At 69.9% G+C, this 12,726-nt stretch carries 13 protein-coding genes; 1 reads left to right on the plus strand and 12 read right to left on the minus strand.

Translation table 11 applies throughout. The features are described 5' to 3' along the window. The first annotated feature begins 57 nt into the window (after positions 1–57). A complete protein-coding gene (locus ACGFX9_RS07910; RefSeq protein WP_393468273.1) occupies positions 58–960 on the plus strand; it encodes an RluA family pseudouridine synthase in 903 nt (300 codons plus the stop codon). On the opposite strand, the gene ACGFX9_RS07915 is transcribed toward ACGFX9_RS07910, so the two are convergent. The 12 genes from ACGFX9_RS07915 to ACGFX9_RS07970 all read right to left on the minus strand — a co-directional run bounded on the left by ACGFX9_RS07915 (position 954) and on the right by ACGFX9_RS07970 (position 12,714). Then, positions 954–2,453, minus strand: a complete 1,500-nt coding sequence (locus tag ACGFX9_RS07915; protein WP_393466491.1) for a cytochrome P450 — start codon at positions 2,451–2,453, stop codon at positions 954–956. The genes ACGFX9_RS07910 and ACGFX9_RS07915 overlap by 7 nt on opposite strands. Before the next feature lie 34 nt (positions 2,454–2,487). Continuing rightward, the gene (locus tag ACGFX9_RS07920; RefSeq protein WP_393466494.1) at positions 2,488–3,102 is read right to left on the minus strand and encodes an ATP/GTP-binding protein; all 615 of its coding nucleotides are present in this window, start codon (positions 3,100–3,102) and stop codon (positions 2,488–2,490) included. Then, the gene (locus ACGFX9_RS07925; protein ID WP_393466497.1) at positions 3,083–3,472 is read right to left on the minus strand and encodes a DUF742 domain-containing protein; all 390 of its coding nucleotides are present in this window, start codon (positions 3,470–3,472) and stop codon (positions 3,083–3,085) included. Before ACGFX9_RS07925 ends, ACGFX9_RS07920 begins: the two co-directional genes overlap by 20 nt. Next, complete coding sequence (locus ACGFX9_RS07930) at positions 3,469–3,876, minus strand: roadblock/LC7 domain-containing protein (RefSeq protein ID WP_393466499.1); 408 nt, start codon at positions 3,874–3,876, stop codon at positions 3,469–3,471. The genes ACGFX9_RS07925 and ACGFX9_RS07930 overlap by 4 nt, the downstream gene beginning before the upstream one ends. Further along, on the minus strand, positions 3,873–5,498 hold the full coding sequence (locus ACGFX9_RS07935; protein ID WP_393466501.1) for an ATP-binding protein: 1,626 nt from the start codon (positions 5,496–5,498) through the stop codon (positions 3,873–3,875). Before ACGFX9_RS07935 ends, ACGFX9_RS07930 begins: the two co-directional genes overlap by 4 nt. A gap of 396 nt (positions 5,499–5,894) precedes the next feature. Then, entirely contained in the window at positions 5,895–8,705 is a 2,811-nt protein-coding gene (locus ACGFX9_RS07940; protein WP_393466503.1) for a DEAD/DEAH box helicase, read from the minus strand. Positions 8,706–8,757: 52 nt separating this feature from the next. Continuing rightward, a complete protein-coding gene (locus tag ACGFX9_RS07945) occupies positions 8,758–9,666 on the minus strand; it encodes a diacylglycerol kinase (RefSeq protein WP_393466506.1) in 909 nt (302 codons plus the stop codon). Between the two features lie 17 nt (positions 9,667–9,683). After that, complete coding sequence (tatC, locus tag ACGFX9_RS07950; RefSeq protein WP_393466509.1) at positions 9,684–10,646, minus strand: twin-arginine translocase subunit TatC; 963 nt, start codon at positions 10,644–10,646, stop codon at positions 9,684–9,686. Between the two features lie 47 nt (positions 10,647–10,693). After that, entirely contained in the window at positions 10,694–10,987 is a 294-nt protein-coding gene (gene tatA / locus ACGFX9_RS07955) for a Sec-independent protein translocase subunit TatA (protein WP_393466512.1), read from the minus strand. A 267-nt stretch (positions 10,988–11,254) separates the two neighbouring features. Then, positions 11,255–11,452: a hypothetical protein gene (locus ACGFX9_RS07960; protein WP_393466514.1), complete on the minus strand. Its 198-nt coding sequence runs from the start codon at positions 11,450–11,452 to the stop codon at positions 11,255–11,257. 9 nt (positions 11,453–11,461) lie between these two features. Then, positions 11,462–11,713: a hypothetical protein gene (locus tag ACGFX9_RS07965; protein WP_393468276.1), complete on the minus strand. Its 252-nt coding sequence runs from the start codon at positions 11,711–11,713 to the stop codon at positions 11,462–11,464. A gap of 11 nt (positions 11,714–11,724) precedes the next feature. Continuing rightward, positions 11,725–12,714 carry a helix-turn-helix transcriptional regulator gene (locus ACGFX9_RS07970; protein ID WP_393466517.1) on the minus strand — a complete coding sequence of 330 codons (990 nt, stop codon included), beginning with the start codon at positions 12,712–12,714 and terminating at the stop codon, positions 11,725–11,727. Positions 12,715–12,726: the final 12 nt, after the last annotated feature.

Genomic DNA, 12,726 nt, shown 5'->3' on the forward strand with positions numbered 1-12,726 from the left:
ACCCGCAAGCCCCGCATCCCGCCCGCTCCCCTGCCGCAGCGGCGCGGCGTCGACCCCATGCGGGTCAAGCTCCCGTCCGACGGGGCGTGGGAGACCGTACGGGATCATCTCGTCGAACGGCTCAAGGCCGGACCCGGGGTGATCGACGGAATGCTGCGGGGCGGGCTGATCGTCGGCGTGGACGGGCTGCCCGTGGCGCCGGACGCCCCCTATGCGCCCGGCGCCTTCGTGTGGTTCCACCGGGACCTGCCGGACGAGGTCGTGGTGCCGTACGGCATCGACGTGGTCTACCGCGACGAGCACATCGTCGTCGCCGACAAGCCGCACTTCCTGGCGACCACGCCCCGCGGCAGCCACGTCACCGAGACCGCGCTCGCCCGCCTCCGCAGGGATCTTGACATCCCCGCGCTCGGCGCCGCGCACCGCCTCGACCGGCTCACCGCGGGGCTGATCCTCTTCACTGTGCGACCCGAGGAACGCGGCGCCTACCAGACGCTGTTCGGCGAGCGGCGGGTGCGCAAGCAGTACGAGGCCGTGGCCGCCTACGCCCCCGACGTCGAACTCCCCCGCACCGTAAGCAGCCACATCGTCAAGGAACGCGGCATCATCGCCGCGTACGAGGTCCCGGGAGCCGAGCCCAACAGCGAGAGCCACATCGAACTCGCCGAGCACAAGGGGACGTTGGCGCGGTACCGGCTCACCCCGCACACCGGCCGCACCCACCAGCTGCGCGTGCACATGAACGCCCTGGGGCTGCCGATCCTCGGCGACCCGGTCTATCCGGTGGTGACGGGCCCGGTGCCGCCGGACGATTTCCGGCGGCCCCTTCAACTCCTGGCCCGCGTCCTGGAGTTCACGGACCCCGTCACAGGCGCCGACCACCGCTTCGTCAGCGCACGCGAGTTGGGGGCCTGGGCCTCGTACGACGCGTGGGAGGACCGCTCAGCGGGCGGTCAGTAGCCCCGCCACCAGGTGACGAACCGCCGCCATGCCCCCTGCCGCGGCACGGACACAGCTACGGGCACGGACTGCTCCGGCGCCGGCGGTGCGGCGGGCCGCGGCACCGGCTGGGGCGCCGCGGTGGTGGGGTACGCGGGCCGCGGCGGGGGCGACGACACCTGCCAGTCGTTGCGCGCACCCGGCACCCGCGCCATGGGCCGGGCCATCACGTCCTGCGGGGGCCGCGGCGCGAACTGCACCGGCAGCGACACCAGGTGCCGGGACAGGATCGAGGAGTTCCACCTCAACTCGTGCTCCTCGACGGAGAGTTCCACGTCCGGGAAGCGCATGAGCAGCGCGTCCACGCCGGTGTCGGCGATGGCACGGCCGATGTCCTGGCCCGGACACTCGTGCGGGCCTCCGCTGAACGCCAGATGGGAGCGGTTGCCCTGCATGCTGGCGGCGAGATCCGGCCGTACGACGGGGTCCACGTTGCCCGGCGCGATGCCGAGGATCAGGCCGTCGCCCGCCTTGATCTGCTGGCCGCCGAGCTCGGTGTCCTGCTTGGCGAAGTAGCCGATCATGGCGCTGAACGGCGGCTCGTCCCACAGGGACTGCTCGACCGCCTCCGGCACCGTCATCTGGCCGCCGCTGAGCTGGGCCCGGAAACGCGGGTCGGTGAGGACCATGCGCAGGGCGTTGGCGATGAGGTTGGCCGTCGCCTCGTACGCGGCGATGAGCACGAGCCGCAGGTGCGCGGCGACCTCGTCATCGGTGAGCTGCGCGGGCTGCGCGATGAGGTTGCTGGTGAAGTCCTCCTCCGCCTTCGCCCGGCGCCGCGCCACCAGGCGCATCAGCGCCTCCATGATGTACGCGTTGCTCGCGATGGCGGTCTCGGTGCCCTTGAGCATGTCGCGGGCGGCCTGCACCATCCGCTCGTTGTACTCCTCGGGCATGCCGAGGACATGGCACATCACCATCATCGGCAGATGCTCGGCGAACTGGCTCACCAGGTCGGCACGGCCGTCCTGGCAGATGTCGTTCAGCAAGAGGTTGCTGTAGCGGTTGATGTAGCGGCGGATGCCCCGGTGGTCGAGGCCCGCCATGGCGCCGGTGACCGCGCCGCGCAGCCGCTGGTGCTCGTCGCCCTCCGCCATGCTGGCCATGGGCTGCCAGGTGACGACGGGGGCGAGCGGGTTGTCGGGGCCCATGGAACCGTCAAGGACGGCCCGCCACTGGCGCGGGTCACGGGTGTACTGCGAGGGGGTGCGGACCATGTGGAGGTTCTCGCTGTGGCCGAGGACCGCCCAGATGGGTACGTCGTTGTGCAGCAGGGCCGGGGCCACCGCGCCGTGCTCGGCGCGCAGTTTCTCGTAGAGGCCCGCGAGATCGGTGTCCGCCTCGGGCCCGTACAGCCGGCGCATGCCGCCGGGGCCGAGCCCGTGCGCGGGACAGCCGGGCGGCGGCATGGCCGGATCGTCCATGCCGGGGTGGGAGTGGGAAGGGGTCGTCACGTTCGTCGCTCCGGGGTTGCTGATGAGGTGAGGTTCAGACGCGGGCCACGGTCAGGGAGTGCAGGTACCGCATGAGGGTCAGCAGGGTGTCCCGGCTGGAGGCGCGCCGGCGGGCGTCGCACTTCACCATCGGCACCGCCTCGTCCAGGTCGAGGGCGCGACGCAGCGTCTCCATGGAGTGCTGGGGCGCGTCGGGGAAGTCGTTGACGGCGACGACGAAGGGCACGCCGCGCTCCTCCAGGCGCCCGATCACGTCGAAACTGACTTCGAGGCGCCGGGTGTCGAGCAGCACGACCGCGCCGAGCGCCCCTTCGAAGAGTCCGTTCCACAGGAACCAGAAGCGCTCCTGGCCGGGGGTGCCGAACAGATAGAGCACCAGCTCTTCGGAGACGCTGATCCGCCCGAAGTCCATCGCCACGGTGGTGGCCGTCTTGGTTTCGGAGCCGTAGTTGTCGTCGACCCCGATACCGGCCTGGGTCATGGTCTCTTCGGTGGTCAGCGGGCGGATCTCGCTGACCGAGCCGACCATGGTCGTCTTGCCGACCCCGAACCCGCCCACGATCACGATCTTCACGGCCGCCGTGGCCGTGTGCGGCAGATGGTCCTCGCTGCTGGGTCCGGTGATCGTGTCAGAGCTTTTGAAGTCCATGCATCACCGCTTCGAGAAGGGAACGATCGGGGAGCGTGGAGCGGACGATGGGCGCCCGCGCCTGTACCAGGCCGGCCCCGAGCATCTTCGTCAGCAGGACGGTCACCACGCTGAACGGCAGCGCGAGATACGCCGAGAGCTCGGCGGCCGAAAGCGGTGCCTTGCACAGCCGCAGGACGACGGAGTGCTCGGGCTGACACGCGGGGGGCGCCTCGCCGTGCGCGACGATCAGCGTGACGAGGTCGATCGGCGCCCTCTCCATGTCCTCGCCGGTCAGGGTGTAGAGCCGCTCGGGGTTCTCGCGGCTCCGCCGTTGCCGTTGGGGAGGGTCGTCCCGGTGAGAGGGGTTCTCGCCTTGCGGAGGAGTCATACGGCCTGCCCATCACGCCGGGGCGGGCTCGTCAGATGGGCGCCGATCCGGACGACCAGGTCCCGCATGCGGTTGCCGACGAGACCCGCGTCGACGGTCTCGTCGGCGAGTACGGCGAGGTAGGCGCCCGCGCCCGCGGCCATCAGGTAGAAGTAGCCGCCGTCGATCTCGATGATCACCATGCGCATCCCGCCGTCGCTGCGCGGGATCTCGGTGGCGACCGCCGCGGCCAGGGACTGAAGTCCCGCGCAGGCGGCGGCGATCCGGTCGGCGGCGTCGGGGTCGCCGCCGTAGCGCGCGATGCGCAGGCCGTCCGCGGAGAGCACCACGATCTGCCGGGTCTGCGGCACCCCGTCGGCGAGTTCCTTGAGCATCCAGTCGAAATTGGCCCGTTGCTGGATCATTTCCAGCCCCCCTCGTCGGCGTTGTCGGCACTGTCGGCGGTGCCGTGGTCGTTCTCGCTGTGACCCTTGGGGAACAACGGGTCGTCGGCTGCGGAGTCCTCGCCGTTGACGCCCTTCATGAAGGCCTCGATCCAGAGACCTGGCTCCTTCTCCTCCTTCTTCACCGGTTCGGGCGGGGGCGTCTGCGGGGAGAACCGCGCACGCTGCGCGGCGGCCTCCTCGTCCGCCGCCTGCTGGGCGAGCCGCTCGCCCAGCGGGATGCTGACGCGGCTGCGGCGCTGGGGCAGGCCGTTCGACGTCCACTCGGTGACCTCGGGGATGTCGTCCTCCATGGCCGCGGTGAGCTTGGAGAGCGGCGGTCCCGCCGTCATCACGCGGGGCTTCTTGCGCCGGATGCCGTGGGACTCCTTGATGGGCTCGCCCTCGGCGTTCACCCGGGGCACGGCGGAGGCGCCGATGCCGTGCGCGAGGCCGGGCGCGGGATCGCTGGTGATCATCTCGTGCGGCACGATGAGCACCGCGCGGACGCCGCCGTACGCGGACTGGCGCAGCGAGACCTGAAGGTTGTACATCTGCGAGAGCCGGCCCACGACGGCCATGCCCAGGCGCGGGGTCTCACCGAGGTCGTTCAGGTCGATACCGGCCTGTGCCTGGGCGAGCATGTGCTCGGCCCTGCCCCTGGCCTCCTCGCTGAGGCTGACGCCGCCGTCCTCGATCTCGATGGCGATGCCCGTCTGCACCTCGACCGCGGTGACGTGCACCCGGGTCTGCGGCGGCGAGTAGCGCGTGGCGTTGTCGAGCAGCTCGGCGCAGGCGTGGATGAGCGGCTCGACGGATGTGCCACGGATGGCGACCTCGGCGATCGAGTGCAGGTCGACGCGCTGGTACTCCAGGATCCGGGACATGCCGCCGCGCAGCACGCTGTACAGCGGTACGGGATTGGGCCACTGGCGTCCGGGACGGGCCCCGCCGAGCACGGTGATCGAGTCGGCGAGGCGGCCGATCAGCGCGGTGCCGTGGTCGATGCGGAGCAGGTCGTCGAAGACCTCGGGGTTGCGCCCGTGGAACTCCTCCATCTCGCGCAGTTCCGCGTTCTGTTGGTGCACGATCGACTGGACGCGCCGGGCGATGTTGACGAAGGCGCGCTGCGAGGACTCGCGCATCGCCTCTCCGTTGTCCAGGGTGTCCAGGACGTGGCGGAGCATGTCGCGCTGCGACTGCGGGAGTTCGGAGAAGGACTCGTCGCCGTCGACGAGGTGGCGGATGACCTCCGAGGGTGCTTCGCCCTGCCGGAGCCGGAGCACCGCGACGGGGATGATCTCCTTGCCGAGGCGGACGGTCTCGTCGTCGTGGGACGCGATGCGCCGCTCCAGGAAGGCGATCCGCTGCGTGTACCGCTGATGCAGCTCCCGGATGGTCCGTCCGCGGCGCACTGCTTCGGCGCCGACCGCGATGACCACGAGGGTCGCGATCGCGCCGCACCAGCCCACCGCGATACGGGCGGGCTCCGTGACCGCCGCGACGGCGGCTCCGGTCGCCGCGGCCATCACCACGGAGGGCAGCAACAGCACACGTGCGTAAGGAACTTCTCGGCCACCGGGAGGCGATTGAACACTCACCATGTATGCCCTCTGAACACTCGTCTTGGGGGGAATGGGGGATGAAGCTGCGAAATGGGGGGATCCTACGGGGAGTTGAGAACGGAAGACGTATACGAACTATCTGGAGATCTGGGAACAAGCGCGCGAATCTATCGCAACTCGTTTCAACTCGCCGCGCTCCGGGCGAGCTTAGTGGGCCGGAATCATCGCCGAGTCATATTCAGCAACCCTCTGCGCGGCCCCGGCGACAGCTCTACACTCGGCTCCATTTGCACACGTGGCGATCGTTCGAACACGCGGAGTGATGGAGTCGAACATCGGGGAACACGCCTCCGGTTGGCGCACAAACGCCGGGGCCGGCTGGATCTCTCCAGCCGGCCCCGGCGTTCTTTTCGGGCTGAGGTGCCTACGGTCCCGTCATCCGACCGAGCTGTAGGCCACCACGCCCCGCAGCAACTCGTCCACGGCCTTACGGGCGTTCTTCGCCACGGTCGACCCCTCCCGCGGCGCGGCCGCTGAGATCTGCCCCAGGACGTCGATCACCTGCTTGCACCACCGGACGAAGTCCCCCGCGGGCATCTCGGCCTCACGGAGCACCTCGTCGAGTCCCTTGCCTGAGGCCCACATGTAGGCCGCCCAGGCAAAGCCGAGGTCGGGTTCCCGCTGACCGACCCCTTCCGCCTGGTTGATCTTGAACTCTTCCTCCAGGGCGTCCAGCCGCCCCCAGATCCGCACCATCTCGCCGAGCGAGGCCTTCGCCTTCCCGGAGGGCAGCTTCGGGGCGAGCGCGTCGTCGCTGACCCGGGCCTCAAACACCAACGCCGAGACACAGGCGGCCAGTTCGGCGGGGCTGAGTCCCTCCCACACGCCTTCCCGCAGGCACTCGCTGGCCAGCAGATCCAGCTCCCCGTACAGCCGGGCGAGCCGCTTGCCGTGTTCGGTGACCTCGTCGCCCCGGAGATAGTCCATCTCGGAGAGCAGCGCGACGATCCGGTCGAAGGTCCGCGCGATGGTGTTCGTGCGGCCCTCGATGCGCCGCTCCAGCTGCACGGTGTCCCGCCGCAGGCGGTGGTAGCGCTCGGCCCACCGCGCGTGGTCCTCGCGCTCGTCGCATCCGTGGCAGGGATGCGCCCGCAGCTCCGTGCGGAGCCGGGCGATCTCGCGGTCGTCGGCGGCCGGTGCGCGCCCCTTGCGGTGGCGCTCCGGCACGATGTGCCCGGCCTTGGTGCGCAGGGCGGACGCCAGGTCCCGGCGCGACTGCGGCGAGCGCGCGTTGAACGACTTCGGGATGCGCATCCGCTCCAGCGTCTCGACCGGCACCGGGAAGTCCATCGCGGCGAGCCGCTTGACCTGCCGCTCGGCGGTCAGCACAAGGGGGCGCGGCCCGTCCTGGTGCTCGAAGCCGCGGTGGCCGTTGACCCGGCCCGCGGGAATGCCCGGATCCAGGACGAGCGCCAGGCCCGCGTACTTCCCGGTGGGTACGTGGATGACGTCGCCGGGCTTGAGCTTCTCCAGGGCCGCGGCAGCCGCGGCCCTGCGCTGGTTGACCCCCTGCTTGGCGAGCTCGGTCTCCCGGTCCTTTAGCTCGCGGCGCAGTCGCGCGTACTCGTCGAAGTCGCCCAGGTGGCAGGTCATCGAGGCCTTGTAACCCTCAAGGCCTTCCTCGTTCTTCTGCACCTGCCGCGAGATCCCGACGACCGACTTGTCGGCCTGGAACTGCGCGAAGGACGTCTCAAGGAGTTCGCGCGAGCGGTGCCTCCCGAACTGCTCGACCAGGTTCACCGCCATGTTGTACGACGGCTTGAAGCTGGAGCGCAGCGGATACGTGCGGGTGCCGGCGAGGCCCGCGAGATGCTCCGGGCTCATGGCGCGCTGCCACAGGACGACGGCGTGGCCCTCGACGTCGATGCCCCGCCGCCCGGCACGGCCGGTCAACTGCGTGTACTCGCCGGGGGTGATGTCCGCGTGCTGCTCGCCGTTCCACTTGACGAGCTTCTCCAACACCACGCTGCGCGCGGGCATGTTGATGCCCAGGGCGAGCGTTTCGGTGGCGAAGACGGCGCGCACGAGGCCACGGACGAAGAGCTCCTCCACGACTTCCTTGAACGTGGGCAGCATGCCCGCGTGGTGGGCGGCGATGCCGCGCTCCAGGCCTTCGAGCCATTCGTAGTAGCCAAGGACGTGCAGGTCCTCGTCCGGGATGGCGGCCGTGCGCTCCTCGACGATCTCGCGGACCTTCATCCGCGCGTCGTCGTCGTTCAGCCGCAGCCCCGCGTGCAGACACTGCTGCACGGCGGCCTCGCAGGCCGCGCGGCTGAAGATGAACGTGATGGCGGGAAGGAGACCCTCGGAGTCGAGCCGGTCGATGACCTCGGGCCGGCCCGGCGTCCAGATACGGGAGCGCTGTCTGCGCTCGCGCTCACGGTCGGCCTCGCGGATCATCTTGCCCTTGCGGCGCTCACGCGGGTTGTACGAACGGCTGGCCTCCATCCGCGCCATGCGCGTGAGGTCGGGGTTGACGGCCTTGCGCCGGCCCTCGCCCTCCTCGAAGAGGTCGTACATCCGGCGCCCGGCGAGGACGTGCTGGAACAGCGGCACGGGCCGGTGCTCGGAGACGATCACCTGGGTGTCGCCGCGCACGGTGTCCAGCCAGTCACCGAACTCCTCGGCGTTCGAGACGGTCGCCGACAGGGAGACCAGCGTCACCGACTCCTGGAGGTGGATGATCACCTCTTCCCAGACGGCGCCGCGGAAGCGGTCGGAGAGGTAGTGCACCTCGTCCATCACCACATAGCCGAGGTTGAGCAGCGACTGCGAGCCCGAATAGAGCATGTTCCGCAGCACCTCGGTGGTCATCACGACCACGGGCGCATCGGAGTTGACGCTGTTGTCGCCGGTCAGCAGACCGACCTTGTCCGCGCCGTACCGCCTGGAGAGGTCGGCGTACTTCTGGTTGGAGAGCGCCTTGATCGGCGTGGTGTAGAAGCATTTCTTGCCCTGAAGGAGGGCCAGGTGCACGGCGAACTCGCCGACGATCGTCTTGCCCGAGCCCGTGGGGGCGGCCACGAGCACGCCCTTGCCCGCCTCGAGTGCCCGACAGGCCTCGATCTGGAAGGGGTCGAGGCCGAATTCGTACATCTCGCGGAAGCCCGCGAGTGCGGTGGCCTGCTCGACAGCGCGCTCGCGCGCCGCCGCGTACCGCTCGGCCGGTGAGAGGTCCTCTGTCATCGTGCTTTCGAGACTACCGGCCACCACTGACAACGGACGATCATTATCTGCCTTACGGCGCTGAAGACCCTTCGGGCACCAGGAGCCGCACGGCACCCCGCACGCACTCCGCCGTCAGCGGCAGCCCTCCGAGCTGCTCCCCGTCCGCGTAGCCGGTGACCCCCTGCGCGGCGATCTCGACCTTCGCGGCCCGGTAGGCGGTGACCTTGGGGTGGTCCAGGTGCGTGCCCTTGTAGACGCGCGGGAAGACCTTCAGAAGCGTCGTACGGCTGCAGTCGCCCACGACCGTGACGTCGAAGAGCCCGTCGCTCATGTCGGCCCGCGCGCAGATCCTCATGCCTCCGCCGTACGACGATCCGTTGCCGACGGCCACGAGCGTCGCGTCGACCTCGTGGACCGCGCCGTCGTCCAGCGTGATGCGGTACGGGACGGTCTTGAAGGCGGCCAGTTCGGCGACCATCGCCAGGTCGTACTTGAAGCGTCCGGTGGGCCATCGCATGCGGTTGCCCCGGTCGTTGACCCGCGAGTCGAAGCCGGAGGCGAGGACGGTGCCGAACCAGGTCTTGCCCACCCGGCCCAGGTCGACGGCGCGCGTGCGCCCCGCGTCCAGCGCCTCGGCGATCACTGCCCCGGCGGCGGCCGGATCCCGCACCGGCAGCCCAAGGGCCCGCGCGAAGTCGTTGCCGGTGCCCACCGCGACCACGCCCAGCGGCGTGGACGTCTGCGCGACGGCCTGCAGCGCGAGGCTCGCCATGCCGTCACCGCCGACGGCTATCAGCGCTCGCGTACCGTCCTCGACGGCATCGCGCGCCCTGCGCAACGCGTCGGCGGAGTCCTCGCCGATGACCGTGCGCACGGAGAAACCTGCTGCCCGCAACGCGGAAGCGGCCGGCTGCGCTGCGTGAGCGCCCCGGCCGCGGCCCGCGGTGGGATTGACGAAGAGAGTGATCTCGCTGGTCACGGCCGGACCCTACAAGGTCAGGTCACGTCGTCGAAACCGTTTACCCGATCTCGGTTCGCGCCGTCGCCGCTCGCCTGTTCCGGCAGCGCCCTGTTCGCGGAGACGGTCTCGATCTCGCCGACGTCCTCGGGCGTGAGGTCCAGGTCGGACGCCTCGTCGTCATCGGGCCCGGCCGCTTCGATCTTGGCCTTGCGCCGGTCGTTCATGAGCGAGAACGCGGTGGCCGCGAAGTACAGCACCCAGATCGGTCCGGCGAGGGCGAGCATGGTCAGCGGGTCCGTGCTGGGCGTCGCCACGGCCGCGAAGACCGTGATGCCCATGATCATGCCGCGCCACCAGCCGAGCATCCGCTTGCCGGTGAGCACCCCGGTGAGGTTCAGCATCACAAGCAGGAGCGGCAGCTCGAAGGAGAGGCCGAAGACGATCACCATGCGGGTGACCAGGTCGATCAGCTCATCCAGCGGCAGCTGGTTGTCGATCCCGCCGGGCGAGAATTCGAGCAGCACTCGCGCCATCGTCGGCAGCGTCTTGTACGCGAAGAATCCGCCGCCCAGGAACAGGGGGAAACCGGCGGCCACGAATCCGTAGGCGTACTTCTTCTCGCTCTTGTGCAGTCCGGGGGCGACGAAGGCCCACAGCTGGTAGAGCCAGATCGGCGACGCGAGCACCAGGCCGGCCATCAGGGAGATCTTCAGCGCGAGGGTGAACGGCGTGAGCAGACCGTTCAGGACGATGCGCGCGCAGGTCTCCTCGCCGCCCTTCTCCGCCAGCTCGGCGAAGCTGGACTCGCACCCCACGGAGTTCAGGATCGGGTTCGTGAAGAACTCGATGATGTCCTTGTAGAAGAAGGCAGCGACGATCGCCACGACGATGATGGCCAGCACGGCCTTGGCTAGCCGGTTGCGCAGCTCACGCAGGTGCTCCGCAAGAGGCATCCGCCCCTCGGGATCCTGTTCCTTCTTGCGGGCAGACTTGAGCAACCCACGTCCTCATCTCGTGCGGCAGGCCGGCCGTCGCCGGCCTTGGATCAGCGCTTCGTCGTGCTGTCGGTGGGCTCGGTGACCGGGCGCGAGCTGGTCACGTCGCCGGGTGCGGCCTGGATGGTACGCGGCTGAGCGGAGGCGGCAGGGTCGGTGGGCGGGTCGGCCGGGGCGGCCTCGTCCTTCTTCCCGTCCGACTTCATCGCCTTGGCCTCGCTCTTGAGGATGCGCGCGGACTTGCCGAGCGACCTGGCCATGTCGGGAAGCTTCTTCGCGCCGAACAGCAGAACGATCACGACGAGAATGAGAATGATCTCGGGGGCGCCGATCTTTCCGAACATAGGTCTTTACCTTCTCACCGAGGCGGCAGGGGCGGGGCTGCCGGACAGGCCGGACTTGATGTCCGGCCACCGTGCTGGCAGCGATCGTAACGCTCAGGGGTGAACGCAGGGCAATCCCTGTGCGTACTCCCAGTTGCGGCCCGCGCCTCGCACTCCGGGCCACCTCAGCAGCGTACCTTCCTGACAAGGGAAGTTGACAGGCCGCAGGCGCAAGCCGCGTCTCCTCAGGATCCGCGGGTTCTGTGGGTTCTGTGGGATTCACAGGTCTCAGAGGACGTCCCGGCCCGCTCGGGCCACTGAGGCCGCCGCCTGCTCCAGATCCTCCGCCGCACGGTTGATCCGCTGTGTGGTCTGCGTCACTTGGGCGCCGAGTCGCTGCGCCTCGACAAAGACCCGGATCGCCAGTACGCCGAGTACGGCGAGGCCACAGAACCCCGCGGCAATCGCCACCATCGCCCAGAACATGCGCCGAGCCTAGACGGTCGAGTGCAGACGCAGGGTCCGCACCCCGCCGCCGGTGAGGAGTTCGACGATGCGTTCACCGGCCGGCTTGCGCACCGCGGTGCCGCACTCGGGGCAGGTGAACGAGTAGAAGGTGGTGCGGGCGGAGGCGCCGATGGCCAACCGCAGGGCGCCCGCGGAGAGTTCGAAGCGGGCCCGGCAGTCGGGGCAGGCGGCCTTGAAGAGAACAGGGGCCAGTCTCGACATTCCGGGAATCTCGGACATGATGCTGGTGTTCAACGCCCTTGCTCCTGCCTGTCGTACGACCCTTCGGGGTGCTGGTCATAGGCCGCGAGCGCCTCGCGTGCCGCCTGCCGCGCGCTGTCAGCCAGGGCCGCCGGGGAGACGATGTGCCCGTCCCCGCCGAGCCGCAGGGCGAGCCTGCGCAGCGAGGTGGGGTCCGGGGTGCGCAGCGTGATCCGCAGGCCGCCGTCGGGGAGCTCCTCGGCGCTGTCGTGCGGGTAGTACTCGGCGACCCAGCGGCCGCCGGGCCCGACCTCGATGACCACCTCGGGATCCTCGGCGGCGGGCTGTACGAGCCCCTCGGAGAGATCGCGCAGTTCGACCTCGGGCGGCGACGACGGCTCGTCCAGGATCCTGATCTCGGCGACCCGGTCGAGGCGGAAGGTGCGGCGCGCCTCGGAGAGGTAGCACCACGCCTCCATGTACGTGTGGCCGACGGCGAAGAGCCGGATCGGGTCGACCTCGCGCTCGGTGAGCTCGTCACGCGCGGGCGAGTAGTACCGCAGCCAGAGTCTGCGCCGCTCGGAGATGGCACGGTCCACCTCGGCGAAGACGCCGCCCTCGGACTCGAAGGTCACCGAGAGCCGTGCGCTGGCCCCGGCGTTCTCCCCCGCCGCCGTCTCCAGCTTCGCGGTGGCACGCAGCAGCGCCTGCCGGTCGCTCTCGCGCAGCCCCGGCAGCGTGGAGACCGCGCGGGCGGCCACCAGGAGCGCGGTGGCCTCGTCGGCGGCGAGCCGCAGGGGGGCCGCCACGTCGTCCGGGTTGTGCCACCAGATGCGGTCGCCGTCGGTGTCGATGTCCAGGAGGTCCCCGCCGCGGAAGCTGGTACCGCACAGCGGCAGCACGTCCAGGTCGGAGATCAGCTCGTCCTCAGTGATCCCGAAGGCGCGGGCGACATCGCTGACGTGGGCACCGGGGCGCTCACGCAGATAGGTCACCAGGGAGAGCATTCGCCGGGTCTGGTCGATGGCGTTCGAGGCCATGGTCGCTCCGCC

This window comes from Streptomyces sp. NPDC048436, from assembly GCF_043200355.1.
Taxonomy (GTDB): Bacteria; Actinomycetota; Actinomycetes; order Streptomycetales; family Streptomycetaceae; genus Streptomyces.